This is a genomic window from Haloferax mediterranei ATCC 33500, assembly GCF_000306765.2.
In the GTDB taxonomy this organism is placed as follows: domain Archaea; phylum Halobacteriota; class Halobacteria; order Halobacteriales; family Haloferacaceae; genus Haloferax; species Haloferax mediterranei.
On record NC_017941.2, the window covers coordinates 105,020 to 130,597 of the forward strand.

A 25,578-nucleotide genomic window follows, 5' to 3' on the forward strand; every position below is an offset into this window, starting at 1 on the left:
GAGAAGAGGGTACAGCCGAATTAGGAGAGCCACGGCAGGTCCACGGGGACCGAACCTTTCGAGTAGCCTTCGACGTGGCCGGATGGTCGGAGTCGGAAGACGACCGCCGGGCGGTGTCGCACGTCCGGTTGTTCGCCCATAATCGCGGCCCAGTCGTCGTCGGGGAACGACGAGCAATCGACGAAGAGCGTCACGCCGCCACCGTGTTCGGCGAGTTGTCCTTGACCGTTGGTCTTCGTCTGAGCCGTGTCTCGAATTGCAGCCACCGGATTACTCACTGAGCGTCGGTTCGGCGGGAGTGGGCGCGTCACTTCGATGAGCGCGCCGCCCGCTTTCGTGTTCTCGGCGCGGAAGTCGATGGAGTGGCCCGTCGCCACCTCGATCTCCGGCGTGATGTCGTAGCCGGCTTCGGTGAGAAGGTACGCCACGTCGAACTCGCCCATCGCGGCGGCCATCCGTATCGGGTCGAAGTACTCCGACGTACCGAGTTTTCCGGCCATCACTTCGCGGTATTCGTCGAGGACACCCGTCGCGAAGAACGACTCGTAGAACGCCAGTGCCTCGTCGCGGGTCGTATCCGGGAGACCCGCCGAGTGGTCGTGGAAGAACGCGCGCGTCGTCTCTCGTCCGTCTTTAGAGAGGAAGACCGGCAGGAAGAACCACGAGAGGTGCGGATAGGGCTTCAGCCACGGCGACTCGTCGAACAGTTCGGAGATGAGTTCGCGTTGTGCCCACCGGGAAATCTCGAATGGTGCCTCGTCGAATCCCTCTTTGTCGGTTCGCCACAGTGCACTCGGTGTCTCTGTGTTGCCAATCCAGTAGGCGTGGTCGTCGGTCCACGCGAAAAGTGCGGTGTCACCGTTGTCCATGTCGAACCGTCGGGCTTCGTACCCTTCGGGGGGTGTGTACCACGGTGCACCCATCTCAGCACCGAGATTGGCGTCGAGCGACTGGAATATATCACGGGCTATCCGTGCTTCGTCCCAGTGACCGGGGGCGTAACGAAATCGGAGCGGGCGTGCCACATACGGTGTAGTTCGGCGATTGTTTTTACCCTTTCCTGCCGCCGGGCGAATCTATCATGGTTTTGAACATCTCCGATAATTATATGTGGCATTCTCTCACATGGCTTAGTGAACCATGTCAATGGGTGCCTATGACGAAGCCGAACACGAACGCCGCGAGCGCATGACGAGTCAGGTCGAACCCGGCACCGACGACGACCGGAAGACCTACCGCGGCACTGTCGAGTACGACTCCGGCGACTCGACCGACGCGCTTCTCGAACAGTTCAAACAGATGAAGGCAGACGACTAAGCCGACACCTTCTCAAGCCTCTGCACGTCGCTACGTTCTCGTCAGCAACGCGGCAGCCACGGAGACGACAGTCACTGCCACGACGTGACCGCCGACCGCGACGAGGAGGACCGGTTGGTCCAGTACGAACGGAACTAAAAGCACCTGCGCGACGCCGAATCCGACGTTGAGATAGTTTACTCGTTTGACCGACCGGGCGGTCGGTTCGTCGAACCGGTAGCGGACTGCTCCCCAGAGGTTGACGACGGCAGCCCACCAGGACGTGCCGATACGGTAACAGAGGTCCCACAGTACGAGGAGCGTCAGGTAGACGACGATGACGGGCGGCTCAGCCCCGAAGAGAACCGTCAAAAGCGGTGTCTCTGTCTGCTGCGGGTCGAACACGAACAGATGCGTCACGAGCGCGACGAACGCGAGCACGCCCAGCACAACCTCGATGCTCGACCCGAAGAGAAGGCGACGGTACGGGACGGGAACTGCTGCAGCACGGGTCTGTTCGCCCATGCGGAGCATCACGACGCTGCCGACGGCGGCGACGACGATTGCCGCCGTCCCGGCGACCGCCGCGGTCCACAGGTCGTACACCCACGCGAAAAAGAGAACCCCAACCTCGAACACGGCGATTTGAAGGACAATCGCTCCCCTCTCTCCGATGTTCACGCCCGGGAGCGCGCCGACGATACTCTCGTAGACCCACGTCTCGCCGTACTCGGTGGTGTCGTTCACGCGTTTACCCTCCCTTCCTGCGAACACACGGTCACGACGCCGTCGTTGGCGTCTCGACGGTAACCGTCGTCGATTCCCGTTCTTCTTCGAGAAGTGCCCGCTCTACCGCGACATCGAAGGGCGTCTCGTCGACTTCCACGATGTCACGGATGCGGTCGTCGGTGACGACGACGGGATTCTTCAGGCCCTCGATGAGCGGGCGGGCGACACCCGTATCCACGTCGGTCACGAGTCCAATCCAGTACGACGAGAGTCGGGGGGTCAACACGGGCACAGGGAGGATTTTCGGTGATTGCCCGAGGTGTTCACCGACCCGCAGTAGCATCTCGCGGTAGGTGAGCACGTCCGGGCCGCCGATTTCGTAGGTCTCACCCGCCGTCTCGGGATGGTCGAGTACGCCGACGAGATAGGCGACAACGTCTCTGATGGCGATGGGTTGACACCGCGTTTCGACCCACTGCGGCGTCACCATCACCGGGAGACGCTTTGCGAGTTGGCGAACCATGTCGAAACTCGCACTCCCTGCACCGACGATAATCGCCGCCCGGAGCGTCGTGAGTTCGGGCGACGACGATGCAAGAATGTGTTCGACTTCGCGCCGCGAACGGAGGTGCGGTGAGAGTCGGTCGCGCTCTTCGCCGAGTCCGCCGAGATAGACGACCCGCTCGACACCCTCGGCGGACGCCGCGTTGATGAAGTTGCGCGCCGCGAGACGGTCCCGCGCCTCGAAGTCGCCGCCGGACTGCATCGAGTGGATGAGGTAGTACGCCGCGTCGACACCCTCCATCGCGGGTGCAATCGTCTCCGGTTCGAAGACGTCACCTTCGACCACCTCGACTTCGTCCGGACCGTCGTACCGTTCTGCATCGCGAACGAAGACGACGACATCGTGTCCAGCATCGAGGAGGGCGGGGACGAGATGCCGACCGACGAACCCGGTCGCACCGGTCACGAGAACTCTCATGTGGTATGCTGACGTCCCACTAGGTGTTAAACTCTCGTCACCTTTGTCGGAGTAGACGACTGGTTGTCGCGCCAGCACTCCACCCGCCCTTCAGTCGTCGGCCCGAATCGTGTCCCAGCCGGGTGTTTCCGGCGCACCGCGGTCGACTTCGACCTCGTCGGGTGCCGGTGCGCTTTCGGCCGCAGCACCGAGTGCTCCAGCCATCGCACTCCATGCATCGACCACGTCACCGGCCCACGACTCGCTTTCGAGCGCCTGTGCTCGGGCCTCACGGGCGCGCTCTTCGTCGACCTCGGTCGAACCGGGGTGTGACCCGACTGCGACGCCGACGAACTCGGCTCTGTCGGCGGGTGTCAGCGACCGGTCTCGGAGGCGTTGGATGACCCCCGACAGTTGCTCTGGGTCCGGATGGACGAACACCTTCGCGCCGAGGGCGTGGGGGCCGAGGAGCAGGCCGTGTTGGTCTTCCGGCGGAGTCTCGTCGAGGAGACGCTCGCCGCCGCCGTGTCGCTCCACGCGCTCGCACTCGGTTTCCTGTTCGAGGACGAGGTTATGTCCGGGATACTCTGCGCACTCGTCGGGATACAGGTCGGTGTCGTGGATGCGGCACTGGAGCGTCTCGGGGTCGAGAAAGGTACAGGAACGGAGCCACGTCCGCTCCAACCCGAACGGGCCGACCGGCTTCGGTGGCTTTCGCATCCCGACGAAGAACGCCGGATTTCCGGCGATCGTCGCCACCTCGACGCCGTCGATTTCGACACCTTCGCCGGGTGGTGCCTCCCACAATCGGGGCGTAAGCACGTCCCCGAACCCGGCGTCGACGAAGTTTCGAATCTCGTCGCGGGTCAGCGGGACCAGATTGTACGTGTCGTCCAGCGGCGCACGCGGCCCGCGACGCTCGTGGTCGAGCGGGACGGACGAGACTGGTCGCCAGTCGATACAGCAACCTGCACAGCCCTCGCAGTCGACACGCATGCCATAGAAATAGTGCTGCAATCGACATGAACCTCTCGGCTGTGTGCACTCGTCGGGTGTCGATGCCGCGTCGAGTGAGGGCACTCCAACTGGACAGGCGGGGTGCTTTTGCCGCTTCGTCGCCTCGATTTTCGTATGACTTCGGAACCGTGTGATGTCTGCGGGAAGGATGTCCGCATCGCCGGCGGCATCGGCGACCTCTGGAACTTCCCCACGTCCTCGTCCGGTGGGATGACGCTCGAACTCGTCGACGGTTCGGAACACTTCCTCTGCTTCGAGTGTATGGAGCGGTTGCCGGGCGACCGCGAACCGACCGCAGAGGACGTGGCGGCGCTCTGAACTCGGATTTCGTCGTATTCTCGCACCGCGACCGCACCCGGGAGCGGTGGATTTAGGCCCACCCGCCGACAGGAACCATCGTGGACCCGTCGCGCATCATCGATTCGTTTCCCGCTCCCAGTTTTCGCGGCAATCAGGAGCAAGCACTGCGTGACATTCGCGACGCCTTCGCCGACGGCAACGACGTGGTGCTGGTTCGCGCCCCGACCGGGAGTGGCAAGTCGCTTCTCGCCCGTTCCATCGCGGGTGCGGCGGCGACCGTCGAGGAAACGTCCCCGGCCGAGGCGACAGACGCCTACTACACCACGCCGCAGGTGTCGCAACTCGACGACGTGGCCGAAGACGCCCTCCTTTCCGACCTCAAGATAATCCGCGGGAAGTCGAACTACAACTGCATCATCCGCGGCGAAAAAGACACGCCGGTCGACCGCGCACCCTGCACCCGCAAGCGTGGGTTCGACTGTAGCGTCCGGCACCGATGCCCGTACTTTTCGGACCGCGCCATCGCCTCGAATCGACAAATCGCGGCGATGACACTCGCGTATTTCATGCAAACCGCCGGTTCGGACGTGTTCAGAAAGCGGGACGTGGTCGTCATCGACGAGGCACACGGACTCGCCGAGTGGGCCGAGATGTACGCGACCATCGACCTCAAACCCCGAACCGTTCCGATTTGGGACGATATCGGCGTCCCCGACCTTTCGGACGCGGGCGACCCCATCGAACGCGCCGTTCGGTTCGCCGACACCCTTGTCGGCGTCTGCAAACGGGCAAAAGACGAGTTACTGACGAAATCGGAGTTGCTACCCGAGGAAGCCGCCAAACGAGACCGATTACAGGAACTCATCGGCGAACTGAAGTGGTTCGTCGACGACTACCGCGACCCGCAGAGTCCGACGACGTGGGTCGTCGACCAGCACGACGGCGAAGGCTCTCCCATCGCCATCAAGCCACTTGACCCCGCGAAATACCTCAAGCACACCGTCTGGGACCGCGGAAACAAGTTCGCGCTCCTCTCGGCGACGATTCTGAACAAGGCCGCCTTCTGTCGGTCCGTCGGTCTCGACCCCTCGAAAGTCGCGCTCGTGGACGTGGGACACACCTTCCCTGTCGAGAATCGCCCGCTGTACAATGTGACGCAGGGGAAGATGACCTACGAGCACCGCGACGAGACGCTTCCCAACATCGCCCGTCTCGTCGTTCGACTGATGGCGAAACACCCCGACGAGAAGGGTCTCGTTCACTGTCACTCCTATGCGATTCAGGCGGAACTGCGCCGCCGCCTCGCCGAGATGGGACTCGGAAACCGCATCCACGGACACGACCGAAACAACCGTAACGCCGAGTTGGAGACGTGGAAGGCCACCGACCGCCCCGAGGTGTTCCTCTCGGTCAAGATGGAAGAGGCGCTGGACCTGAAAGGCGACCTCTGTCGCTGGCAAGTCCTCTGTAAAGCGCCGTATCTCAACACGAACGACTCGCGGGTCGCCCGCCGCCTCGAAGACGGACAGTGGGCGTGGTACCGCCGCGCCGCCCTCAGAACCGTGATTCAGGCCTGCGGGCGGGTCGTCCGCGCCCCCGACGACTACGGCGACACCTACATCGCAGACAGCAGTCTCCTCCAACTATTCGAAAAGACTCGCACCGACATGCCCGGCTGGTTCGAAGAACAGGTCGACCGGATGTCGAAGCCCGACCTTCCAGAATTCGACCCTGTGGCCGCTGGCGGTCGTGGAAGCAACGCGAGCGGCGGCGACACGCCCTTCGGGAGCGGGTCCGCTGGTCGGTCCGGGTCACAATCGCAATCGAGCGGTCGCTCGACTCGTACTTCGGGAACGACCGCGAACCGTTCGACCGGTTCAACCGGGTCGTCTGGAGGGCAAACTGGGGGCAGCAATCGCTCTTCGGACAATGGGTCGAACGACGGCGGACGCGGCGACCACCCGCTCTCTGATGTCTGGGGCGAGTGACTATAGGATGAACGTGGCCGCAGAGAACAGGCTCGACCCAATCATGAGTGCCACGAGCGTCAGTGCGAGGAACTGCTGTCGGTCCATGGACATGGCTTCTCGGGGCGACAATTAACACTTCGGAGCCAGTTCGCACGGGTGATAACCGCGGACTATCCGCTTTGGTCTTTGGTTACCCCGTTCTCGACAGAGACAGTTTCCTCGCAGTGTCACTCCACTAGTGTCGTGCTATTTCTCGGCATACTTTCGGCAAAAATCGCCACAGTGTCCAAGACAGACGCCGTTACCGGAACGATTCATTAATGATTGTTAATATGGGTGGTTGATTAATTAGAGAATATTGGAATATTGTGGCTGATTGTAAATGTAATCGTGCCTTGTTTGTGTCTTTGACACGCTTTCTCACGAAATAGTTAACATCGGAGGGTCTGAAGAACGCAGTATCGGCCATGCACACCACCGCACTCGCCACGGCGATTACACTGTATCGTAGTGGGACACTCACGCTCTCGCAGGCGGCCGCTCGCTCCGGCTACTCCGAGGACGAACTCGTCGTTGCCCTCCAGCGCCATGGTGTGCCAGTCCAAGAAGCCGACGCTCCCGCCGTTTCGACGTCCGCCGACCGGCCGGCGAGCGCCGACTGATTCTGTTTCGGTTTCGATTTCGGTTCGTTCGATTCCTCTCTCGAACCTACTCGGAAGTCACCGGTTTCGACGTAACTTCGAAACGAGTCTTCTCCGTCACATTCGTCCTTCCGTTCGTCGGGAATTGCTCCCGCTTCGTTTCCCCTACTCGTCGTTCTCGACGGCCTCGTCGGGGAGGATATAGAGCTCCGACCGGTTTTTGAGAACCGGAACCATCGCGGCGTCAGTGTCGAAGTAGTCCGGCCGCGGGATGGTCTTGGCCTCGAACGTCACCGGGTCGAGCACCTGCACTGCGTGTTCGTCTTCGACCGTGACGACGGTGGTCTCTTCGGCGTCGTCGACAGAACCGAGGTGTTCGGCATCGGGTCGTTCGCCCTCTTCGAACTCGGATTCGTAGTCGTCTCCCGAGGTGAGACGAACACCTTTGAGTCGCCCGCGGTTGCTCCTGACGAGGACGGGTCCGTCGCCGTCTTCGGGGTCGATAACGTCGCCGGCGGTGTAGCGGGGGAGTCGGGCGACGAAGGTGACGCGGTAGACCTCGTTGCCGTCGCCGTCTTCCGTGACGAGCGTCGGGTGTTCCTCGATGGTGCCGCCGAACCGCTCGCGAATCTGTTTTGCGACGCCGCTTCCCATCTGGTTCGTCGATATCTTGATGTTCGGACCGTCGGGCGTCCGGTTGACCTCCGTGATGAAGGCGTCTCGGTCGCCTTTGTCCTCGCGTTCGGCGATGTAGGATTCGGCGATTTCGATGGCCGTCTCGGCCTCGTCGGTCGTGGGCGTCCGGTCGTCGGCACGGACCTGCACGAGACTGGCGAAGTAACCACCCGCGATGCGGCCACAGCGCTGGCACGTCTCGCGGGCGATGCTCACCGGGACGACCACCGTCTCTTCGAGCGGCGTCCCGCGGACGACGCCCGAGAAGTGGCAGTGCATCTTGATGTTGTTCTCGTCGATTTGCTCGGGTTCGACGCCCCAGCGGACCTCCTCGGCGTTGAGGTGGACGCCGAGGGAGTTCGATACCTCTTCGATGGCGATGTCGGTGTAGTCGCGGGCACCGACGTCGACCCATCGGTTTCCTCGGTGAATCGCACCACACTGTGCACAGACGCGCACCTGCACCTCGTCGGGTGCGTCGACGAGGTCGAAATCCTCGAAGTAACACGAGTCGCAGAGCACGTCGTCGCGCTCGCGGGGCATCCCCGGGAGCGGTTCCGGTCGCTCCGGAATCGGGTCCCCACACCGAGGACAGAAATCGCGGGATTCGCTCATTGAGGGCTTTAATCCACTCGGCTGCTTAAGTTCCGCGTCACGTCTTCGCCGCGTTTGGTCTCGGACCGTCTCCGAATATCTGGCTCACTCGATGGATTCTTCCGAATCCAGATACGTAGCGGCCTCCTCGTCTGTGACCTGCGTAAAGTCGCGGTAGAACGCGCCCACCGCGCCGAACGCCTCGGGTGCGTCGACAGTGACGATGCCGTCACACTCGTCTTCGAGGTCTTCGACGGTGTGCGGTGGGGCGACTGGAACCGCGAGAACGACGCGCTCTGCGCCGCTGCCGTTGACCTGTCGGAGACAAGCCCGCGCGGTCGCACCCGTGGCGACGCCGTCGTCGACGACGATAACGCGCTTTCCTTCGAGGTTCGGAAGCGGGTCACCGCCGCGGTAAAGAGATATCTTCTCGCGCGCTACTTCGGCCTCGCGCTCGCGCCCCTGTTCGAGGTAGTTTTCGCCCACTCCGAGGTACGACAGGAGGTCTTCGTTCCACCACGCGCTCCCGTCGCCTGCGACGGCCCCGACCGCGAGTTCGGGGTTCCCCGGCGCGCCAACCTTCGACGCAATTACCACGTCAAGGGGTGCTCTGAGCCGGTCTGCCACCTCACGCCCGACCGGAAGCCCCCCACGCGGGATGGCGAGAACAACGTCCGCCTCTTCCTCTTGTTCGTCGAGGAGGTCTGCCAAGCGTCGGCCCGCGTCTTCTCTATCGGCGAACATACGTTCTAGCAATACGCACCCGGTCGGGAAAACGGTGTGTCCCGATTTAGTCCCGATTCCGCTTCTCTCGTCCTCGACTGAGGCTGATTTCACTCCCAAAGCGTCGGTTCGGAGACGGTCTCGTCGACCGCATCGCGCCACGAATAGCTCGGTTCCCAGTTGAACAGGTCACCCGCTTTCGCAGTCGAGAGTGCGGATTCTTCCCCGTCGAGCGAGCAGTCGTCTGGAAGCTCACCCCAGTACTTCTCGGCGGCGCCCGCGGTCGGCCGCCCGAGATACGTGTCTGCGGCCGCTGCGTGGACCGCTTCGTGACCCGAAACCGGATTTTCGAGGGCGGTGGCGACCAGTTCGGCCACGTCGCGCACGTCGACGTACGTCCAGAAGTTCCCTGCTCCGGCTTCGAAGTCACCGGATACCGCGATATCGCGACAGTTGTACTCGCCGGGATACTGAATCCACGACGGGCGGATGGCACAGGACGAGACGTCGTACTTTCGGGCGACCATCTTCGACACCTCTTCACCGGCGACTTTGGCGGTCCCGTATGGGTCCTCGGGCCGAAGTGGGTGGTCCTCGGTAATTGGGAGAACGTCGGGAAGCCGCTTTTCCTCGGCGAAGGCGAAGCCGTAGGCGCTTTCGGACGACGCCCAGACGATTCTCGAATCGGCTCGGGCGGCAGCGACGAGGACGTTGTACGTCGATTGGACGTTCGTCTCGAAGACGCGACTGCCGGCGTGACGGGTCGGCGACGGGATGGCCGCCCAGTGGACCACTGCGTCGGGGTCGATGTCGGCAACGAGGTCGGCCACTTCACCCATCTCCATCAGGTCGGCAGCGCGGAAATCGACGTTCTCGCGGGCGTCAACCTCGAACCCGGGGTGGTCGAGGTCGACGGCGACGACCTCGTACTCCTCGGCGAGGCGGTCGGTTATCCAGCGACCCGAGCGGCCGAGAGCGCCGGTGACGACGAGAGTTTCCATGGTTCGTAGTGGGCCGCAGCCGTCTAAACCCACCCGATGCCGTGCGACACATTTGCACTCCAACAGCGTTTATTAGCCTGATTACTAATCACGGCGTATGGAATGGAAACCGGACTGGGGGCTTCGTGGGCGGATGGCGTTCACGATGTTCCTTCTGTTCGCCCTCTACATCGTCTTTGCAGGGGTGTTAGCAGTCTACTTCACGAACCTGACTGTCGTCGTCGGGTTCATGAGCATCTTCCTCTTCGCCCAGTTGTTCTTCAGCGACAAACTCGCGCTCTACAGCATGGGCGCGCACGTCGTCGACGAAGACGACGGCCCGCAGGCGAAGAAACTCCACGCGATGGTCGGTCGCCTCTCGCAGCAGGCCGACCTGCCGAAGCCGAAAATCGCCATCGCCGACACGTCGGTCCCGAACGCCTTCGCAACGGGTCGCTCGCAGAAGAACTCGGCCGTCTGCGTCACGACCGGTCTGATGCGCACGCTCGACGACGACGAGTTAGAAGGCGTCATCGCGCACGAACTCGCGCACGTGAAGAACCGCGACGTGATGGTCATGACCATCGCGTCGTTCCTCTCCAGCATCGCCTTCCTCATCGTTCGCTGGGGCTGGTTCTTCGGTGGCGACGACAACCGCGAGAACGTGCCGGTCATCGTCGCAATCCTCGCGTCGCTCGTCGTCTGGATTATCTCGTATCTCCTGATTCGGGCGCTCTCGCGCTACCGCGAGTACGCCGCCGACCGCGGGGCCGCCGTCATCACGGGTCGACCCTCCGCACTTGCCTCCGCCTTGCTCAAGATTTCGGGGCGGATGGAGAACGTCCCGAAGCGCGACATGCGCGAGACCTCGGAGATGAATGCGTTCTTCATCATCCCCATCAAGTCGGACTTCATCGGTCGCCTGTTCAGCACCCACCCGTCGACCGAAAAGCGCGTCGACCGCCTCCGCGACATGGAGCGCGAGATGGAGACGTTCTAGTCGGACGCTGATTTTTTCGGGTTGTCGTGTTTGCACCTCTGCGAGGTGCTTCTCTCTCGCATATTTATGACAGTCTGGTAACCCATCTGTCTATGATGAGCCTTCCTGCGAGTATCGATGTGAACGAATTAGCGTCGTATCTCTCGGCGGAACTCGGGGTTACGGTGACCGATTTTCGGCTTCTCAACGACAAACTCAACGTGATGCTCGCAGTTTCGACTGCGAACGACGAGAATGCCTTCGTGCTCCGGCGGCCGAAGAAGTTGCGACACGACGGGTTGTTCGATGAACTAAAACGGGAGTACGAGCTACTGCAACGCCTCCAAGAGACGGCGGTTCCGACGCAGACGCCGGTGCTGTTCTGTGACGACGAGTCGATTCTGGGAGTGCCGTTTTTCGTGACGACGTATCTCGACGGCGAGACGATTCCGGCCGGGACCGACCTGCCTGAGCGGTTCCAAAACCCGACTGCACGCGAGCACGTCGCGACCGATTTCATAGATTTACTCGCTGAAATACACTCGCTCGACATCGAACCGTTCGCGGATGTCTGTGAACGCCGCTCCCCACGCGAACAGGTTGCCCGTGCGACTGAACGGATGGGAGAGGCTGCGCGCGTGACCGGGCACGACCTCTCGACGCTTCGAACCGTCGCAACATGGTTGCAGGAAAATGCTCCACCGTCGCCGGAGACGACGCTCACCCACGGCGATTTCAGGCCGAGTAATATCGTCTTCGCGGAAAAGAACCACCCCGAGTTTGCTGGCGTCATCGACTGGGAAACGGCGCTGCTCGGCGACCCCTTGACCGAACTCGGCTACGTCTCGCTCTACTGGCGAGACGAGGACGACCCGACGCGCTCGCTCGCCGAACTCGAATCGAAGTACGCCGACGCGGGCGGCATCCAACACGTCAGGGAGCTCGACGAACACGGATTCGCTCCGTTCTCTACGAAACCCGGTAGCCCTTCCAGACGAGAACTCATCGCTCGCTACGAGGAACAGTCGGGTATCGAATTCGAGAATAAGCGGTTCTACCGGACGTATTCGGCGTTTATGCTTGCAACGGTCTGGGCAGACCTCGACCGACACGACGTGGAGACCGGTTCGGAAGCGACCAGAGGGGCGCTTATCAACTACATGTCGCTGGTTGCCGACGACATCGTTCACGGAGAACTCCACGACTGAGCGCCGAACCGTTCTCCCACGACGCTAAGTTACCACCCGCCTTACCGGTGGCCATGGGACTCTTCGATTCAGTTCGTGCCGCACTCGGTATCAGCGCCGAGTCCGACGCGACCAGCCGAGCCGACCCCGACGACCTCTTCGGGATGAGCACGGCGTATCTCACGATGGAAGCCGACCTCCGGTTCGACTCGGCCGACGAGGCGGCCCTCTGTTTTTCCTCCGTAGACAGTACCGACTTCACCGAGACCGTCGACGCCGTCGAGGAAATTCTCACCGCCGGGAGCGAAGAAACCGGCACCGAATTCCGCCGCCACACGGACGGTCACGGCTACAATTGGGTCATCCTCGTCGACGACGACCCCGAGGACCTCGTGACGAGCGTCCACTTCGCCGCCGACGAGTTCATCGAACGCGGCTACGGGTCGCGCCTTCTCGCTGCTCTCTTCGGCTTCCGGCGAGACGGCGACCGTGCCTACTGGGTTTACTCGTTCCGCCGGGGCGCGTACTACCCCTTCGCCCCGCAGGGGACCTCGAAGCGGAACCAACAACTGGAGTTCAAACTCGAATCGGTCCTCGACGGCGAATTAGAAATCGAAGACGACGAGAGCTACTGGTACCCGCTTTGGCCATCGACGCGCGATGGCCACCCGTGGTCGTGAGTCGATGCGGCGGCTTCTCGTTCGCTTAGCGACCGTACAATAGATACGAGAAGCCCATAAACGCGAACGCTGCGCCGAAGAAGAAGACAAACAGCACTCTTGCCAGCGTCTCATATGGTCTGAGCGCCGCCGCGGAAACCGCGCCAGCGACTGCGCTCCCGATGATGAGAAACGCTCCGGTTTGCCACTCTTCGATGAACTCGACGGCGGTCTTTTCCGACATATGTAGTCACAATTTCACTTAGCATAAAGCACTGCTGATGGCCGAATCGCTTCGTCTTCTGACTTCAACCCTCGTCAGACACTCGTCATCGGGTCGCCGCAGTCTTTCGATTTCACTTTCACTCCGCTGTTAACGAGGGTTTATGTGGGTATGGGCGGAACGACTGGGTATGGCAGAAGACGACCTCGAAAATCTCCCCGGCGTCGGCCCGGCTACCGCCGACAAACTCGTCGAGAGCGGTTACGACAGCTATCAGTCCATCGCAGTCGCCAGTCCCGGCGAACTGTCGAACAAAGCTGATATCGGCAACAGCACGGCGGCCGACATCATCAACGCGGCCCGTGACGCGGCCGACATCGGTGGCTTCGAGACCGGTTCGATGGTCCTCGAACGACGCCAGCAAATCGGCAAGCTGAGCTGGCAAATCGACGAAGTTGACGAACTCCTCGGCGGCGGACTCGAAACCCAGTCTATCACCGAAGTCTACGGTGAGTTCGGTGCCGGTAAGTCCCAGGTCACACACCAACTGTCCGTCAACGTCCAGCTTCCGCCCGAAGAAGGCGGTCTTGGCGGCGGCTGTATCTTCATCGACTCCGAAGACACGTTCCGCCCGGAGCGTATCGACGACATGGTCCGCGGCCTCGAAGACGACGTCCTCGAAGCGACCCTCGCCGACCGCGACATCGAGGGCTCTATCGACGACGAAGAGACGATGACGGCGCTCGTCGACGACTTCCTCGACAAGATTCACGTCGCGAAGGCGTTCAACTCCAACCACCAGATTCTCCTCGCTGAGAAGGCCAAGGAACTCGCTGGCGACCACGAAGACTCCGACTGGCCGGTTCGCCTGCTTTGTGTCGACTCCCTTACGGCCCACTTCCGCGCCGAGTACGTCGGTCGCGGCGAACTTGCCGAACGCCAGCAGAAGCTCAACAAGCACCTCCACGACCTGATGCGCATCGGCGACCTGTTCAACACTGGCATCCTCGTGACGAACCAAGTCGCGTCGAATCCCGACTCCTACTTCGGCGACCCGACGCAGCCTATCGGTGGCAACATCCTCGGCCACACCTCGACGTTCCGTATCTACCTCCGCAAGTCGAAGGGCGACAAGCGTATCGTCCGCCTCGTCGACGCGCCGAACCTCGCCGACGGTGAGGGCATCATGCGCGTGCAGGACGCCGGTCTCAAGCCCGAATAGATTCGGTTCGAACCGCTCTCAGACTCCATATTTCTTCCCCCCTTTCAGTCTCTGAGCGCCAGCAGTCGTGCTTAGTTTCCTATTTACCGCCCTATCTGGACGTTCCCATCTTGATATATTTGGACTTTAAACACACCCTACTGCCCACTTGTTCTCACAATCTTGGAACTACAGTCCAATACTATCTCTTTCGAGAACCACTATTCATATAGGTGAACACAATGACGAAACGAATCGTAGTCGTTGGCGGTGGTACCGGCGGTACGGTGGTTTCGAACCGCCTCGCCGAGGAACTCGCGGCGGAGGTGGATACGGGCGACGTAGAACTCGTCCTTGTCACCGACGATACCAAGCACGTCTACAAGCCGGTCTTCCTGTATGTCCCGTTCGGACTCGCGGAACCGGAAGACGGCGTCCGAGACCTGCGAGAACTCGTCGACGAGCGAGTGAACATCGTCATCAACCGGGTTCGTCGCGTCGACACCGAGGAAAAACGGCTCTACTGCCAAGACGGCGACGAAGTTATCGACTACGACACACTCGTCCTCTCGACCGGTGCGAAACTCGACCCCGACGCGGTTCCCGGATTCAAAGAGGGTGCTCATCACTTCTACAGCGCCGCTGGTGCCGAACAACTTCGTGAGGCACTCGCCGAATTCGACGGCGGTCGCCTCGTCTTGAGCGTCGTCGGGACTCCGCACATGTGCCCGGCCGCACCGCTCGAATTCACGTTCATCGTAGAGGATTGGCTGCGCGACCAGGGACTCCACGAGGACACCGAACTCGTCTACACGTATCCCATCGAGCGGAGCCACGGGAAACCCGAAGTCGCCGCGTGGGCTGACCCCATTCTCGCCGAACGGGGCGTCCGCGTCGAAACCGACTTCGTCGTTGACGCTATCGACCCCAATGACCGGGCCGTCCACGCCGAAAACGGCGGGGAAGTCGAATATGACCTGCTCGTCGGCATCCCGCCGCACCGGGGCGACGACCTGATACTCGAATCGGGTCTCGGCGACAACGGCTGGGTCGAAGTCAACCAGCGGACGCTCGAAGCAACGGACGCAGCGGACGTGTACGCCATCGGCGACACAGCGTCGTTGCCCGTTCCGAAAGCAGGGAGTGCAGCGCACTTCCAGGCGTTTGCTGTCGCAGACCGTATCGCCTCGAAGGTCCGGAACCACACGCCCACGAAGAAGTACGACGGCAAGACGGTCTGTTTCGTCGAGACCGGACTGGACGAAGCGTCGTTCGTCTCGTTCGACTACGAGACGCCCGCGACGATGCGCCGGCCGTCGAAGACGATCCACTGGGCGAAACACGCGTACAACGAATCGTACTGGCTGACCGCCCGCGGGATGCTTTGAGGTGAGAACAATGCAGAACCAAGAAAACTCACAACCGACCGAACAGGCGGTGCCCGACGAACTCGTCCGGGCCATCGAGAACAACCCCGAAGAGGTCGCCGTCCTCGTCGAGCGACTCGGCCTCATCAACGACCTCGTCGATGTGGTCGAACTCGGTATGGACGCGGTTGACGACGAAATGGTGCACTCGCTTGCTGGGACTGGCAGCAGACTCGCTGAAGTCGCCGACGACGCTTCGGACCCCGAGACAGTCGCCGGAATGAAGCGCCTGCTCCGCGCTGTCGGCGATGCGGAAGAAGCCGAGGCCGAACCAGTCGGTGCAGTTGGTCTCCTTCGTGCGACCCGGGACCCGGAAGTGAAGGCCGGACTCGGCTACCTTGTTGCGCTGGCCGCTGCGCTCGGCGCGCGGACGGATGAAGAATAGGTCACAGACCAGACGAAGCTAGTCGTCGTCTTCGGTTTTCGTCTTCTCGATTTCTATCTCGCCGTCGTGAATCTTCGCGCCGTCCTGTGCGACCTGTCGCGCGAGGACGGCGCACTTGACACGCATCGGCGAGATGTCAACGCCGAGCATCTCCGTGATGTCGTCGGTGTCCATCTCGTTCAGTTCCGAGAGCGTCGTGCCCGGGAGTCGCTGGGTGAGCATGCTCGCGGACGCCTGACTGATGGCACAGCCATCGCCGGAGAACGCGACGCGCTCTATCGTCTCGCCGTCATCGGCGAGCTGCACGTCCATCGTAATCGTATCGCCGCAGGAGGGGTTTTCCCCCGTGTGAGTGTACGTCGGCGATTCGAGCCGACCGTGGTTTCGGGGGTTCTTGTAGTGGTCCAAAATCTGCTGACGATACATATCTGAGCCAATGCCCATTGGTGTTCGTCGGGGCTACGCCCGAGCGCCGTAAAAGGATTCCGGGGCCGCGAATCGGTCGATTTCGCCGGTTATACTCGTTCAGTACGAGGGGTGACTCAGGCGAATAGTTTGAAAGAGACGGGAGGGATTCAGGCGAACAGTTCGCGGGCCACGTCGAGCCCTTCGACCAACTTGTCGACTTCTTCCTTCGTGTTGTAAATGTAGAAGGACGCTCGCGTCGAGGCGGCAGCGCCGAGTTTGTCGTGGAGCGGTTGCGTACAGTGGTCGCCGGCGCGGATAGCGACGCCCTGCTCGTTGAGGATGCTGGAGAGGTCGTGGGCGTGGACGCCTTCGAGGTTGAAGGAGACGAGGCCGCCGCGGTCGTCGCCCGGCGGGCCGTAGATTTCGATGTCGTCGAACTCGGTGAGGCGGTCGTAGGCGTACTTTGCAAGGAGTTCCTCGTGAGCCTGCACGTTCTCCATGCCGATGTCGTCGAGGTAGTCGACGGCGGCGGCGAACGCGATACCCTCCGCGATAGGCGGCGTTCCGGCTTCGAACTTCCACGGAAGGTCCTCCCACGTGGCGTCCTCGAAGGTGACGCGGCGAATCATCGAGCCACCGTAGAGGTACGGTTGCATCTCTTCGAGAATGTCGCGCTTGCCGTAGAGCGCGCCGATGCCGGTCGGACCGCACATCTTGTGGCCCGAGAAGGCGAAGAAGTCGGCGTCGATGGCTTCTACGTCGACCGGACGGGTCGGTGCCGACTGTGCGCCGTCGACGAAGATGTACGCACCAACCTCGTGAGCCATGTCCGCGAGGTCGGAGACGGGATTGATGGTCCCGAGCGTGTTCGAGATGTGGACGACAGAAACCATCTTCGTCGTCTCGTCGATGAGTTCCTTCGCGTGCTCCATGTCGAGTCGGCCGTCACTGCCGACGCGGATGTAGCGCACTTCAGCGCCGGTCTTCTTGGCGATTTGCTGCCAGGTGACCAGCGAGGCGTGGTGTTCCATCTCGGTCAGAACGACAGAGTCGCCCGGGCCGAGTTCTTCGAGGCCCCACGCGTAGGCAACGGTGTTCATCGCCTCGGTGGTGTTCTTAGTGAAGGCGACTTCTTCACGACCGCCGGAGGCACCGATGAACTCGGCGACTCGGTCGTGAGCCTCCTCGTAGGCGACGGAGGCCTCTTGGCTCATGTGGTGAATACCACGGTGGACGTTCGAGTTGTAGCCGTGGTAGTAGTCGACCATCGCGTCGACGACTTGCTTCGGGGTGTGACTCGTGGCGGCGTTGTCGAGATAGACCAGCGGGATGGTATCGTCGTCGTGCTCGCCCGGCGTCGAAGTGTCGCCGCCGACGTTCCGCTGGAGAATCGGGAAGTCCGCGCGGATGGCGTCGACGTCGACGGGATACGATTCCTTCGCTTCCATTAGGCGTGAGTTACGGCCGTAGGCACAACACGTCTTCGGTCCCGGCGTTGTTTCGAAACCGATTTCCGTTGCGTGAGGCGGCGACTGCTGCCGGAATCGATGACAGTCGCGGGTGCTGAACGGTGTGCAGAGAGTCGAGCAGTGGCGGCGCACGATTCGAAGCCACGGGTACCGAACGCTTGCAGGACGACGGGAACGAGTAGAACAGACGGCGACGACTCAGCGAAGCCAGAGCAGTTGTGCGTGGAGCGTCCCACCGACTTCGAGAACCGTCTCTTCGTCCACGAGTCCGGCGTCGATGGCGACGGTGACGGATTCTTCGCCGACGATGTTGGCGACGGTGGCACGGGTAAGACTCTCCACGACGGTATCTTCGTCGGCCTTTTCGGCTTCTTCGCCGCCGTAGAAGTCCTCCGTCACGTCCAGCGAGACGCCGCCGTCGGTGTACGTCTCACCGAGACAGTCGGCGTCACAGACCGAAACGAGGAGTCCTTCGGGCGTCTCTCGTTCGCGAAGCAGCATCAGTAGTCCTCGACGAGCTCCGCTTCGGCCTGCTCGCGAATGTCGTCGGCCTGCTGCTGCGCCTGTTCGGCTGCTTCCTCGCGGCCGAGTTCTTCGAGTGCGCGTGCCTTCTCTTCGTGGACGGCGGGAGTGCGCATACCGAGGCGGATGGCGTTGTCGAAGGCGTTGACGGCGTCTTCGTTCAGGCCACGCTCGTGGAGGAAAAAGCCGCGGTTGTACCACGCCTGCGCGAAGCGCGGGTCGAGTTCGACGGCGCGCTCGGCGTGGTCCAGCGCGTCGGCGGTTCGACCCGACTCCCAGAGCGCGTACGCGAGGTTCGTGTGTGTCGTCGCGGCGTGCTCGCTATCGTCGTCGACGCGGAGCGCCTCGTGGTACGAGCCGATTGCTTCGTCCCACTCTTCGAGTTGCGCGTGTGCCGCGCCTTTGTTCACCCACGCCTCCTGTTGGAGGGGGGAGCCGTCTTCAGCGAAGCGAGCGGTTCGCTCGAACGCTTCAGTGGCTTCCTCGAAGCGGTTGATTTGCATATACGAGAGGCCGACGTCGAGCAGTTGCTCCACGTCAACGTCCTCAGGGTCGATGTTCCGCTGGTCGAGGATGTCCGTGAGGACGCGCGAGTCGACCGGGTCGACCTTCGTCGGGTCCACCGAGAGTTCGGGCGGGTCGAGCGAGAAGTCAGAGTAGTCCTCGTCGAACCCCTGCCCTTCTGAGAATCGGTGGGGCCGCTTGCCGTCGTCGGTCATATAGCCGCGCTTGGGTGTCACGGCGGTTAAACGCTACGTCAGAGCGGCGACACCGACCGCTTTTTAGCCTCGCGGGGGTGACCGTCTGCGAATGACTACCCCTGCGACAACTGTGGTTTCGTTCGTCCGGCACGCCCACTCGCCGTACATCCCGGATGCCGAACGGAGCCGTGGTCTCTCGCGTCGAGGACGCCGCGATGCCGCCCGCATCACCGCTCACCTCGCCGATGTCGCTGACGTGGTCGCCACGAGTCCGTACAAGCGTGCCCGGGCGACCGTCGAAGGCGTCTCTGACGCTGCCGGCGTCCCGCTGGTCGTTGACGAGGACCTTCGCGAACGCGAACTTGCAGGAGAACACGTCGAGGACTTCGATACCGCCGTCGAACACCTCTGGGCGAACCCCACGGCGTCCCACCCCGGCGGTGAATCACACTCCGAAGCACAGGCCCGCGGCGTGGCGGCGGTGGACCGACTCGTCGAAGCCTACCCCGACCGGCACGTCGCCGTCGGGACCCACGGGACGCTCATGGCGCTCGTGTTCAACGCCTACGACCCGCGCTACGGCTACGAGTTCTGGGATGGACTCTCGATGCCTGACGTATACGAAGTGACATTCGTCGACGACAATCCCCTCAGCATCGTTCGGACGTGGGTTCCCCCGGATGAACGGTCTGACGTGGGCGACCGCGACCCGACAGCAGGGGTCGGCGATGCGGATGGCTCCGATTTCTGAGCTGAATGCGTTCAGTCTCTGAGATGGGGGTGCTGAGCTGTCCCCGTGTTGCCCCCGGCGGAACCTTAACGTCCGTTTCCGGCCACTATTCTACCATGCGACTGTTCCTCGCTATCGACCTCCCGTCGTCGCTCTCGGAGGATGTCGCTGCGGTGCAAGAACTGCTCTCTGACGCCGACAGCCTCCAGTTCACCGACCCCGAACAGGCGCACGTCACGCTGAAATTCCTCGGTGAGACATCGCCGGACCGACTGGACGAAGTCGAAGACGCGGTCGAGGATGCGCTCGACGCGGCTGCTGTGGACCCGTTCGACGCCTCGGTCGGCGGACTGGGCGTCTTCCCATCGCTCGACTACATTCGCGTCATCTGGACCGGCGTTACCGACGGTGCCGACGAAATGACCCGACTTCACGAGGCTCTCGAACGGGAGACGACGGCGCTCGGATTCGACGCCGAAGACCACGAATTCTCGCCGCACATCACACTCGCCCGCATGAACGACGCCCGATGGAAAGCCCACGTGCGGCGGGTCGTCGAACAGGAGGCCCCAACTATCGGAACGTTTCGGGTTCGGGAGGTTCGGCTGAAAAAGAGCGAACTCGGACCCAACGGCCCCGAGTACGGGACTGTCGCGCGGTTTTCGCTGTAGCGCCGATTCGTCGTCACCCGCTCGACTACGGCTTCGTCAATCGTCCGTCGGCTTACGCTGTTGGCGAGCCATAGCGCGCCGGAGTTCACTCCGAATCGCATCCCGCTTGAACAGGAGAAAGCCGACGAAGATGAGCACGAATCCGACGACGGTCGTCTTTGTTGGGGCCCGCTCGATAATAACCCACTCCGCGAGCGCGGCGAAAATCGGGATGACGTACTCCAGAATGCTCACCTCGATGGGTCCGATTCGGTCGAGGAGCCAGAAGTACAGTAAGAACCCGCCCGCACCCGCGACGACGGCGAGATAGCCGGTCGCGACCAACGCTTGCGGAGTCCACACCGCCCCAGCGGCGGACTCCCACGGGAGCGCGATACTCGTCACGTGAAGCGTGACAGCACCGATGAGCATCATCCACGATTGCACAGCCAGTAACGACATATCCGTCTCGCTGTCGTGGGTGAGCACCGCGCCGAGGGCGAAAGCAATCGCAGAGCTGAACACCAACACTGCCCCGACGAGGTTCGACGACAGCAGGTTCTCGGGGTCCGGGTTGGCGATGACGACGAGACCGAGGAATCCGAGGACCAGTCCCGCTGTTTTGATGGGGGAGAGCCGTTCTCGGGTGGCCGTCAAACGGGTGAGCGTGGGCGTCGCGAGCGGGATGATGCCGAGGAGAACCGATGCGACTGACCCGGGAATGTACACCTGACCGGAGAACAGGAGCGCGTGGTGTGCGCCGATGCTGAACACTCCCCCAGCGAGAATCGGCCGCCACTCGCTCCGTTCGGTCGGGACGAATCGGTCGCCGCGGGCGACGGTGAGAGCGAACAATAAGAGGGCCGCAATGTCGAATCGGACCGCTCCAAGAAACGCTGGTGGAACCGATTCAAGGGCGATGTCAGTGGCGAGAAAGGCGCTGCCCCAGACCGCTGAGAGTGCCACGAAGACGACGAGTGTACGGGCCCGACTCATTCGGTTCAGACGTTTCCGTCGGCGGTACTGAATAGGTCGGTTCGCGGACGTGCTTGCCGCCGAGATATCGAGGGATTGTCGGTTCGCACGTGCGGACGCATCTCACACGGCTAAAACGCGAAGGAACAAGATTTTATGCGGAGGATGGAAAGTGTAGCCCACTATGGGTAAGAAGTCGAAGGCTAAGAAGAAGCGTCTGGCGAAGCTCGAGCGCCAGAACAGTCGTGTCCCCGCGTGGGTCATGCTCAAAACTGATATGGAAGTTTCGCGAAACCCCAAGCGTCGCAACTGGCGGCGGAGCAACACGGACGAGTAAGCAATGAGCGCAAACGACTTCGAGGAGCGCGTCGTCACCGTCCCGCTCCGCGACGTGAAGGCAGTCCCGTCCCACGAGCGCGCAGGTCGCTCGATGAAAATCATCCGCGAACACCTCGCGAAGCACTTCAAGGTCGACGCCGAAAACGTGCGCCTCGACCCGCAGATCAACGAGGACATCTGGGAGCACGGTCGGCAGAGCCCGCCGAGCAAGTTCCGCGTCCGCGCTGCCCGTTTCGACGAGGACGGCGAGTCGATCGTCGAAGCCGAACCGGCCGAGTAAACGGTGCTCCGCGCCTCCTTCGCCGGTTCGTCCTACATCGGCGTCTTCGCTCGGGCAACCGACGATGTGCTTCTCGTCCGCCCGGACGCCGACGACTCGCTCGCCGAGCAGATGGCCGAAGAACTCGACGTGCCGGTGGTCCAGACGACCATCGGCGGGTCCGGCACTGTCGGTGCGTTAGCGACAGGTAACGAGAACGGTCTTCTCGTCTCGAGTCGTGCGACGACCCGCGAAAAGGAGGCCCTCGAAGACGCTGTAGACCTTCCTGTCTACGAGCTTCCCGGTCGTATCAACGCCGCCGGAAACGTCGTTCTCGCGAACGACTACGGCGCGTACGTCCACACGGACCTCTCCGACGAGGCCGTCGCAGCCGTCGAAGACGCGCTGGACGTGCCCGTCGAACGCGGCGACCTCGCCGACGTTCGGACCGTCGGGATGGCGGCCGTCGCCAACAATCGCGGCGTCCTCTGCCACCCGAAATCTCGGGAACCCGAACTCGAGGCGCTCGAATCGCTCCTCGACGTTCGCGCTGACATCGGCACTATCAACTACGGCGGACCGCTCGTCGGCTCCGGCCTCGTCTCCAACGACGAGGGATATATCGTCGGCGAAGACACGACCGGCCCAGAGCTGGGTCGCATCGAAGACGCCCTCGACTACATCGACTGAGGGCCTCACGTCCGCCCGTTTTGCGGTTCACTTTCGCTCCGAGTAGGAAGACTCTTCCCGCTTGCCGCCCGACCGATGTGCATGAGCCAGTTCACTATCACGGGCAGCTTCACGAGCCGTGGCGTGGTCCACGAGTTCACGAAGACTGTGGAAGCCCCCAACGAAAACGTCGCAGAAGAGCGAGCGTATTCGCTTATCGGAAGCGAGCACGGAATTAAGCGTACGAAGGTTACCCTTTCTGAGGTGTCCGCAGCATGATGGGCGGTGGTCAGCAGCAACTCCAACAGCTTTCCCAAGAGCTGCAGGCCATCGACGAGGAAATCGAATCGCTCGAAGGTGAGGTTTCGGACCTGAACCAGGAGAAGTCCGAAATCGACGAGGCTGTCGAAGCCATCGAGACGCTCGAAACCGGCTCGACCGTGCAGGTCCCGCTCGGCGGCGACGCGTACCTCCGCGCCGAAGTACAGGACATCGACGAAATCATCGTCTCCCTCGGCGCCAACTACGCCGCCGAACAGGACCAGACGACCGCCATCGAAGCCCTGCGCCGCAAGCAGGACATGCTCGACGAGGAAATCGCCAGCATCCGCGGTCAGATTGAAGACCTCGAAGAAGAGAGCGACGAAATCGAGCAGCAGGCGATGCAGGCCCAACAGCAGATGCAGCAACAGCAGATGCAGCAGATGCAGCAGATGCAGGGCGAGGGCGACGACGGCGACGACGAGTAATCCCAACAACCCATTATTCAGATGTTCGACGGACTGAAGAAGAAACTCAACAGCTTCCGGAAAGACGTCGAAGATACCGCCGAAGAGAAAGCCGAAGCGGCCGCTGAGGACGCTGAGGCCGACGCGGAAGCGGAACTCGACGAACCGGCGGCGGACGTAGCAGATGCCGAAGCCACTGAGACGACGGCGACCGAGACCGGTTCGGACGCTGTCGAGACTGACACCGAGACGGCCGACGCCGGTTCGGAGACAGTCGACGCCGATGCAGACGCGGCCGACGCCGACGCCGCCGCGGTTGACACCGACGCCGGAAACGGGCCGGTAGCCGAACCGCCCGGCGATACGTCGGGTTCCCAAGCGACCGCTCGGTCGGAGACGATGCCGGACTCCGGAACAGACGAGGCCGCGGCCGACGATGTTCCCGAGGCTGACGACGATTCCGAGGACGACGTTCCCGAGTCGCTCGCTTCCGACGCGGCGAAAGCAGCGCTATCGAAAGAAGCCGAAGACGACTCGTCGTCCAACGCAAGCCGACTGAAGCGTGCTGCCGCCTTCGCCACGGGGAAAGTCGTTATCGAGGAAGAAGACCTCGAAGACCCCCTGTGGGAACTCGAAATGGCGCTCCTCCAGAGCGACGTGGAGATGCAGGTCGCAGAGGAGATTCTCGACACCATCCGCGAGAAACTCCTCGGCGAGACGCGAAAGCAGGTCAACAGTACCGGCCAACTCGTCTCCGAGGCGCTTCACGACGCACTCTACGAAGTCATCAGCGTCGGACAGTTCGACTTCGACCAGCGCATCGCCGAGGCGGACAAGCCTGTCACCCTCATCTTCACCGGCATCAACGGTGTTGGGAAGACGACGACCATCGCCAAACTGGCCCGCTACTTCGAAAAACAGGGCTACTCGACGGTGCTCGCCAACGGTGACACCTACCGTGCCGGCGCGAACGAGCAGATTCGCGAGCACGCGGACGCGCTCGACAAGAAACTCATTTCCCACGAGCAGGGCGGTGACCCGGCGGCCGTCATCTACGACGCCGTCGAGTACGCCGAGGCCCACGACATCGACATCGTCCTCGGCGACACGGCCGGTCGACTCCACACGTCGAACGACCTCATGGCGCAGTTGGAGAAAATCGACCGCGTCGTCGGTCCGGACCTCACCATCTTCGTGGACGAGGCCGTCGCCGGACAGGATGCGGTCGAACGCGCCCGGCAGTTCAACGACGCGGCCGCCATCGACGGCGCGATTCTCACGAAGGCCGACGCCGACTCCAACGGCGGCGCGGCCATCTCCATCGCGTACGTCACGGGCAAGCCCATCCTGTTCCTCGGCGTGGGACAGGGCTACGACCACATCGAGCGGTTCGACCCCGAAGCGATGGTCGACAGACTCCTCGGCGAAGAGGAGTAAACTGAAACAACCGGTTTCACCGACTGCACCGGCTGTACCGGTTTCACCGGTTCCACAACTTCGGTCCGTCGTTCAGTCCGTCATCCCTTCTATTCCAGTGCAAGAACGATGCCGAGCAACAGCATCGTCCCCGCTCCCACGTAGTTCAGGGCGCTCGTGACGCGGGTTTCTGCGAGGGCGGTTCCGAGTCTGTCGGCTCCGAGCGCGACGACCGAGAGATAGAGTGCTGTGAGTACGGCGTACGTCGCGCCCAAAAACGCCATCTGGACCCCTGCACCCGAACTCCGGCTTGCGAACCCGGGAAGGAAGGCGAGGAAGAACAGCGCAACCTTCGGGTTGAGCGCGTTCACGAGGACGCCCCGGCGAAAACTCGCCCCACGCTGGTTTTCGACGGACGGGTCGAATTCGTCGTTTCGAAGGGCGACGACGCCGAGGTAGACGAGATAGGCTGCACCGACGTACTGGAGGGCGGTCGCCGCCTCGGGCACCGCACGGAAGAGCGCGGCAACGCCGAGCGCGGCGAGACTCGTGTGGAAGAGGACGCCGGTTGCGATGCCGAACGCCGACCGGACACCCGACTCGCGCCCGTCGAGGCCGCGGGCGAGGACGTACATCGTGTCGGGACCGGGAGCGAGGATGAGTGCGACCGCTGCGCCGCAAAACGCGAGGTAGGTCCCGAGGGTGAGTCCGAACGCGAGGCTCGTCATCTATCGGGCGTACACTGCTCGGAGAGAAAGAACGCAG

At 62.4% G+C, this 25,578-nt stretch carries 32 protein-coding genes; 18 read left to right on the top strand and 14 right to left on the bottom strand.

The genetic code is table 11. The annotated features are described in order from the left end of the window. Nucleotides 1–20: 20 nt before the first annotated feature. Nucleotides 21–1,025 (bottom strand): DUF5784 family protein, encoded by a 1,005-nt coding sequence (locus HFX_RS00485; RefSeq protein WP_014732040.1) that lies wholly within the window; start codon nucleotides 1,023–1,025, stop codon nucleotides 21–23. Nucleotides 1,026–1,140: 115 nt separating this feature from the next. Here HFX_RS00485 and HFX_RS19560 point away from each other — a divergent pair, with 115 nt between their 5' ends. Beyond that, entirely contained in the window at nucleotides 1,141–1,317 is a 177-nt protein-coding gene (locus tag HFX_RS19560) for a DUF5786 family protein (RefSeq protein WP_004058633.1), read from the top strand. 30 nt (nucleotides 1,318–1,347) lie between these two features. Here the strand turns inward: HFX_RS19560 and HFX_RS00490 are convergent, their stop codons facing one another. The 3 genes from HFX_RS00490 to HFX_RS00500 all read right to left on the bottom strand — a co-directional run bounded on the left by HFX_RS00490 (nucleotide 1,348) and on the right by HFX_RS00500 (nucleotide 3,982). Beyond that, a complete protein-coding gene (locus tag HFX_RS00490; RefSeq protein ID WP_004058631.1) occupies nucleotides 1,348–2,043 on the bottom strand; it encodes a DUF7530 family protein in 696 nt (231 codons plus the stop codon). Nucleotides 2,044–2,074: 31 nt separating this feature from the next. After that, nucleotides 2,075–3,007: an NAD(P)H-binding protein gene (locus tag HFX_RS00495; protein ID WP_004058629.1), complete on the bottom strand. Its 933-nt coding sequence runs from the start codon at nucleotides 3,005–3,007 to the stop codon at nucleotides 2,075–2,077. Between the two features lie 90 nt (nucleotides 3,008–3,097). Further along, entirely contained in the window at nucleotides 3,098–3,982 is an 885-nt protein-coding gene (locus HFX_RS00500; protein ID WP_004058619.1) for a zinc/iron-chelating domain-containing protein, read from the bottom strand. Nucleotides 3,983–4,117: 135 nt separating this feature from the next. On the opposite strand from HFX_RS00500, the gene HFX_RS00505 reads away from it, so the two are divergent. The 3 genes from HFX_RS00505 (at nucleotide 4,118) to HFX_RS00515 (ending at nucleotide 6,935) form a co-directional block, all read left to right on the top strand. Beyond that, complete coding sequence (locus tag HFX_RS00505; RefSeq protein WP_004058617.1) at nucleotides 4,118–4,321, top strand: DUF7561 family protein; 204 nt, start codon at nucleotides 4,118–4,120, stop codon at nucleotides 4,319–4,321. An 80-nt stretch (nucleotides 4,322–4,401) separates the two neighbouring features. Beyond that, nucleotides 4,402–6,291, top strand: a complete 1,890-nt coding sequence (locus HFX_RS00510) for a helicase C-terminal domain-containing protein (RefSeq protein WP_004058616.1) — start codon at nucleotides 4,402–4,404, stop codon at nucleotides 6,289–6,291. Between the two features lie 449 nt (nucleotides 6,292–6,740). Next, entirely contained in the window at nucleotides 6,741–6,935 is a 195-nt protein-coding gene (locus tag HFX_RS00515; protein ID WP_004058614.1) for a DUF7317 family protein, read from the top strand. Nucleotides 6,936–7,079: 144 nt separating this feature from the next. Here the strand turns inward: HFX_RS00515 and HFX_RS00520 are convergent, their stop codons facing one another. The 3 genes from HFX_RS00520 to HFX_RS00530 form a co-directional block, all read right to left on the bottom strand. Next, nucleotides 7,080–8,204, bottom strand: coding sequence for a 60S ribosomal export protein NMD3 (locus HFX_RS00520; protein WP_004058613.1), 1,125 nt, complete (start codon nucleotides 8,202–8,204; stop codon nucleotides 7,080–7,082). An 84-nt stretch (nucleotides 8,205–8,288) separates the two neighbouring features. After that, nucleotides 8,289–8,927: a phosphoribosyltransferase gene (locus HFX_RS00525; RefSeq protein ID WP_004058611.1), complete on the bottom strand. Its 639-nt coding sequence runs from the start codon at nucleotides 8,925–8,927 to the stop codon at nucleotides 8,289–8,291. Between the two features lie 89 nt (nucleotides 8,928–9,016). After that, nucleotides 9,017–9,907: an NAD-dependent epimerase/dehydratase family protein gene (locus HFX_RS00530; protein WP_004058609.1), complete on the bottom strand. Its 891-nt coding sequence runs from the start codon at nucleotides 9,905–9,907 to the stop codon at nucleotides 9,017–9,019. A gap of 97 nt (nucleotides 9,908–10,004) precedes the next feature. On the opposite strand from HFX_RS00530, the gene htpX reads away from it, so the two are divergent. The 3 genes from htpX (at nucleotide 10,005) to pspAB (ending at nucleotide 12,732) form a co-directional block, all read left to right on the top strand. Continuing rightward, nucleotides 10,005–10,886: a zinc metalloprotease HtpX gene (gene htpX, locus HFX_RS00535; protein WP_004058607.1), complete on the top strand. Its 882-nt coding sequence runs from the start codon at nucleotides 10,005–10,007 to the stop codon at nucleotides 10,884–10,886. Between the two features lie 92 nt (nucleotides 10,887–10,978). After that, complete coding sequence (locus HFX_RS00540; protein WP_004058605.1) at nucleotides 10,979–12,073, top strand: phosphotransferase family protein; 1,095 nt, start codon at nucleotides 10,979–10,981, stop codon at nucleotides 12,071–12,073. A 53-nt stretch (nucleotides 12,074–12,126) separates the two neighbouring features. Beyond that, nucleotides 12,127–12,732, top strand: a complete 606-nt coding sequence (pspAB, locus tag HFX_RS00545) for a PspA-associated protein PspAB (RefSeq protein ID WP_004058603.1) — start codon at nucleotides 12,127–12,129, stop codon at nucleotides 12,730–12,732. A 25-nt stretch (nucleotides 12,733–12,757) separates the two neighbouring features. Here pspAB and HFX_RS00550 read toward each other — a convergent pair whose 3' ends face one another. Continuing rightward, nucleotides 12,758–12,955, bottom strand: a complete 198-nt coding sequence (locus tag HFX_RS00550; RefSeq protein WP_004058601.1) for a hypothetical protein — start codon at nucleotides 12,953–12,955, stop codon at nucleotides 12,758–12,760. A 169-nt stretch (nucleotides 12,956–13,124) separates the two neighbouring features. Between HFX_RS00550 and radA the strand changes: the two genes are divergently transcribed. The 3 genes from radA (at nucleotide 13,125) to HFX_RS00565 (ending at nucleotide 15,947) form a co-directional block, all read left to right on the top strand. Further along, nucleotides 13,125–14,156 carry a DNA repair and recombination protein RadA gene (radA, locus tag HFX_RS00555; protein ID WP_004058599.1) on the top strand — a complete coding sequence of 344 codons (1,032 nt, stop codon included), beginning with the start codon at nucleotides 13,125–13,127 and terminating at the stop codon, nucleotides 14,154–14,156. Nucleotides 14,157–14,377: 221 nt separating this feature from the next. Next, complete coding sequence (locus tag HFX_RS00560) at nucleotides 14,378–15,523, top strand: NAD(P)/FAD-dependent oxidoreductase (RefSeq protein WP_004058597.1); 1,146 nt, start codon at nucleotides 14,378–14,380, stop codon at nucleotides 15,521–15,523. 10 nt (nucleotides 15,524–15,533) lie between these two features. Further along, nucleotides 15,534–15,947 (top strand): DUF1641 domain-containing protein, encoded by a 414-nt coding sequence (locus tag HFX_RS00565; RefSeq protein WP_004058595.1) that lies wholly within the window; start codon nucleotides 15,534–15,536, stop codon nucleotides 15,945–15,947. Between the two features lie 18 nt (nucleotides 15,948–15,965). Here the strand turns inward: HFX_RS00565 and sufU are convergent, their stop codons facing one another. From sufU to HFX_RS00585, 4 genes are all read right to left on the bottom strand, one after another. After that, nucleotides 15,966–16,391, bottom strand: coding sequence for a Fe-S cluster assembly sulfur transfer protein SufU (gene sufU, locus HFX_RS00570; RefSeq protein ID WP_004058592.1), 426 nt, complete (start codon nucleotides 16,389–16,391; stop codon nucleotides 15,966–15,968). A 131-nt stretch (nucleotides 16,392–16,522) separates the two neighbouring features. Beyond that, on the bottom strand, nucleotides 16,523–17,803 hold the full coding sequence (gene sufS / locus HFX_RS00575) for a bifunctional cysteine desulfurase/selenocysteine lyase SufS (protein WP_004058583.1): 1,281 nt from the start codon (nucleotides 17,801–17,803) through the stop codon (nucleotides 16,523–16,525). A 219-nt stretch (nucleotides 17,804–18,022) separates the two neighbouring features. Next, complete coding sequence (locus HFX_RS00580) at nucleotides 18,023–18,325, bottom strand: DUF424 domain-containing protein (RefSeq protein WP_004058581.1); 303 nt, start codon at nucleotides 18,323–18,325, stop codon at nucleotides 18,023–18,025. After that, nucleotides 18,325–19,065 (bottom strand): tetratricopeptide repeat protein, encoded by a 741-nt coding sequence (locus tag HFX_RS00585; RefSeq protein ID WP_004058579.1) that lies wholly within the window; start codon nucleotides 19,063–19,065, stop codon nucleotides 18,325–18,327. Before HFX_RS00585 ends, HFX_RS00580 begins: the two co-directional genes overlap by 1 nt. A gap of 91 nt (nucleotides 19,066–19,156) precedes the next feature. Here HFX_RS00585 and HFX_RS00590 point away from each other — a divergent pair, with 91 nt between their 5' ends. Further along, nucleotides 19,157–19,798, top strand: a complete 642-nt coding sequence (locus HFX_RS00590) for a histidine phosphatase family protein (RefSeq protein ID WP_049917453.1) — start codon at nucleotides 19,157–19,159, stop codon at nucleotides 19,796–19,798. Between the two features lie 95 nt (nucleotides 19,799–19,893). Next, nucleotides 19,894–20,448, top strand: a complete 555-nt coding sequence (gene thpR / locus HFX_RS00595) for an RNA 2',3'-cyclic phosphodiesterase (protein ID WP_004058571.1) — start codon at nucleotides 19,894–19,896, stop codon at nucleotides 20,446–20,448. 36 nt (nucleotides 20,449–20,484) lie between these two features. Here the strand turns inward: thpR and HFX_RS00600 are convergent, their stop codons facing one another. Beyond that, nucleotides 20,485–21,423, bottom strand: coding sequence for a DMT family transporter (locus HFX_RS00600; protein ID WP_004058570.1), 939 nt, complete (start codon nucleotides 21,421–21,423; stop codon nucleotides 20,485–20,487). 163 nt (nucleotides 21,424–21,586) lie between these two features. On the opposite strand from HFX_RS00600, the gene HFX_RS00605 reads away from it, so the two are divergent. The 6 genes from HFX_RS00605 to ftsY all read left to right on the top strand — a co-directional run bounded on the left by HFX_RS00605 (nucleotide 21,587) and on the right by ftsY (nucleotide 24,834). Further along, entirely contained in the window at nucleotides 21,587–21,739 is a 153-nt protein-coding gene (locus tag HFX_RS00605) for a 50S ribosomal protein L39e (protein ID WP_004058569.1), read from the top strand. Between the two features lie 3 nt (nucleotides 21,740–21,742). Beyond that, nucleotides 21,743–22,021, top strand: a complete 279-nt coding sequence (locus HFX_RS00610; protein WP_004058568.1) for a 50S ribosomal protein L31e — start codon at nucleotides 21,743–21,745, stop codon at nucleotides 22,019–22,021. Nucleotides 22,022–22,024: 3 nt separating this feature from the next. Beyond that, a complete protein-coding gene (locus HFX_RS00615; protein ID WP_004058567.1) occupies nucleotides 22,025–22,690 on the top strand; it encodes a translation initiation factor IF-6 in 666 nt (221 codons plus the stop codon). Nucleotides 22,691–22,771: 81 nt separating this feature from the next. Further along, nucleotides 22,772–22,948 carry a 50S ribosomal protein L18Ae gene (gene rpl18a, locus HFX_RS00620; protein ID WP_004058566.1) on the top strand — a complete coding sequence of 59 codons (177 nt, stop codon included), beginning with the start codon at nucleotides 22,772–22,774 and terminating at the stop codon, nucleotides 22,946–22,948. Beyond that, on the top strand, nucleotides 22,948–23,418 hold the full coding sequence (gene pfdA, locus HFX_RS00625; RefSeq protein ID WP_004058565.1) for a prefoldin subunit alpha: 471 nt from the start codon (nucleotides 22,948–22,950) through the stop codon (nucleotides 23,416–23,418). The genes rpl18a and pfdA overlap by 1 nt, the downstream gene beginning before the upstream one ends. A gap of 21 nt (nucleotides 23,419–23,439) precedes the next feature. Continuing rightward, on the top strand, nucleotides 23,440–24,834 hold the full coding sequence (gene ftsY, locus HFX_RS00630) for a signal recognition particle-docking protein FtsY (RefSeq protein WP_004058564.1): 1,395 nt from the start codon (nucleotides 23,440–23,442) through the stop codon (nucleotides 24,832–24,834). 89 nt (nucleotides 24,835–24,923) lie between these two features. On the opposite strand, the gene HFX_RS00635 is transcribed toward ftsY, so the two are convergent. Next, a complete protein-coding gene (locus HFX_RS00635) occupies nucleotides 24,924–25,541 on the bottom strand; it encodes a LysE family translocator (protein ID WP_004058562.1) in 618 nt (205 codons plus the stop codon). Nucleotides 25,542–25,578: the final 37 nt, after the last annotated feature.

Bases quoted from the DNA above. Each gene is read 5' to 3' on its own strand.
- HFX_RS19560 (WP_004058633.1), top strand. From the start codon at position 1,141: ATGTCAATGGGTGCCTATGACGAAGCCGAACACGAACGCCGCGAGCGC.
- HFX_RS00495 (WP_004058629.1), bottom strand. From the start codon at position 3,007: ATGAGAGTTCTCGTGACCGGTGCGACCGGGTTCGTCGGTCGGCATCTC.
- HFX_RS00500 (WP_004058619.1), bottom strand. From the start codon at position 3,982: ATGCGTGTCGACTGCGAGGGCTGTGCAGGTTGCTGTATCGACTGGCGA.
- HFX_RS00505 (WP_004058617.1), top strand. From the start codon at position 4,118: ATGACTTCGGAACCGTGTGATGTCTGCGGGAAGGATGTCCGCATCGCC.
- HFX_RS00515 (WP_004058614.1), top strand. From the start codon at position 6,741: ATGCACACCACCGCACTCGCCACGGCGATTACACTGTATCGTAGTGGG.
- HFX_RS00520 (WP_004058613.1), bottom strand. From the start codon at position 8,204: ATGAGCGAATCCCGCGATTTCTGTCCTCGGTGTGGGGACCCGATTCCG.
- HFX_RS00525 (WP_004058611.1), bottom strand. From the start codon at position 8,927: ATGTTCGCCGATAGAGAAGACGCGGGCCGACGCTTGGCAGACCTCCTC.
- HFX_RS00530 (WP_004058609.1), bottom strand. From the start codon at position 9,907: ATGGAAACTCTCGTCGTCACCGGCGCTCTCGGCCGCTCGGGTCGCTGG.
- htpX (WP_004058607.1), top strand. From the start codon at position 10,005: ATGGAATGGAAACCGGACTGGGGGCTTCGTGGGCGGATGGCGTTCACG.
- HFX_RS00540 (WP_004058605.1), top strand. From the start codon at position 10,979: ATGATGAGCCTTCCTGCGAGTATCGATGTGAACGAATTAGCGTCGTAT.
- pspAB (WP_004058603.1), top strand. From the start codon at position 12,127: ATGGGACTCTTCGATTCAGTTCGTGCCGCACTCGGTATCAGCGCCGAG.
- HFX_RS00550 (WP_004058601.1), bottom strand. From the start codon at position 12,955: ATGTCGGAAAAGACCGCCGTCGAGTTCATCGAAGAGTGGCAAACCGGA.
- radA (WP_004058599.1), top strand. From the start codon at position 13,125: ATGGCAGAAGACGACCTCGAAAATCTCCCCGGCGTCGGCCCGGCTACC.
- HFX_RS00560 (WP_004058597.1), top strand. From the start codon at position 14,378: ATGACGAAACGAATCGTAGTCGTTGGCGGTGGTACCGGCGGTACGGTG.
- HFX_RS00565 (WP_004058595.1), top strand. From the start codon at position 15,534: ATGCAGAACCAAGAAAACTCACAACCGACCGAACAGGCGGTGCCCGAC.
- sufU (WP_004058592.1), bottom strand. From the start codon at position 16,391: ATGGGCATTGGCTCAGATATGTATCGTCAGCAGATTTTGGACCACTAC.
- sufS (WP_004058583.1), bottom strand. From the start codon at position 17,803: ATGGAAGCGAAGGAATCGTATCCCGTCGACGTCGACGCCATCCGCGCG.
- HFX_RS00580 (WP_004058581.1), bottom strand. From the start codon at position 18,325: ATGCTGCTTCGCGAACGAGAGACGCCCGAAGGACTCCTCGTTTCGGTC.
- HFX_RS00585 (WP_004058579.1), bottom strand. From the start codon at position 19,065: ATGACCGACGACGGCAAGCGGCCCCACCGATTCTCAGAAGGGCAGGGG.
- HFX_RS00590 (WP_049917453.1), top strand. From the start codon at position 19,157: ATGACTACCCCTGCGACAACTGTGGTTTCGTTCGTCCGGCACGCCCAC.
- thpR (WP_004058571.1), top strand. From the start codon at position 19,894: ATGCGACTGTTCCTCGCTATCGACCTCCCGTCGTCGCTCTCGGAGGAT.
- HFX_RS00600 (WP_004058570.1), bottom strand. From the start codon at position 21,423: ATGAGTCGGGCCCGTACACTCGTCGTCTTCGTGGCACTCTCAGCGGTC.
- HFX_RS00605 (WP_004058569.1), top strand. From the start codon at position 21,587: ATGGGTAAGAAGTCGAAGGCTAAGAAGAAGCGTCTGGCGAAGCTCGAG.
- HFX_RS00610 (WP_004058568.1), top strand. From the start codon at position 21,743: ATGAGCGCAAACGACTTCGAGGAGCGCGTCGTCACCGTCCCGCTCCGC.
- rpl18a (WP_004058566.1), top strand. From the start codon at position 22,772: ATGAGCCAGTTCACTATCACGGGCAGCTTCACGAGCCGTGGCGTGGTC.
- pfdA (WP_004058565.1), top strand. From the start codon at position 22,948: ATGGGCGGTGGTCAGCAGCAACTCCAACAGCTTTCCCAAGAGCTGCAG.
- ftsY (WP_004058564.1), top strand. From the start codon at position 23,440: ATGTTCGACGGACTGAAGAAGAAACTCAACAGCTTCCGGAAAGACGTC.
- HFX_RS00635 (WP_004058562.1), bottom strand. From the start codon at position 25,541: ATGACGAGCCTCGCGTTCGGACTCACCCTCGGGACCTACCTCGCGTTT.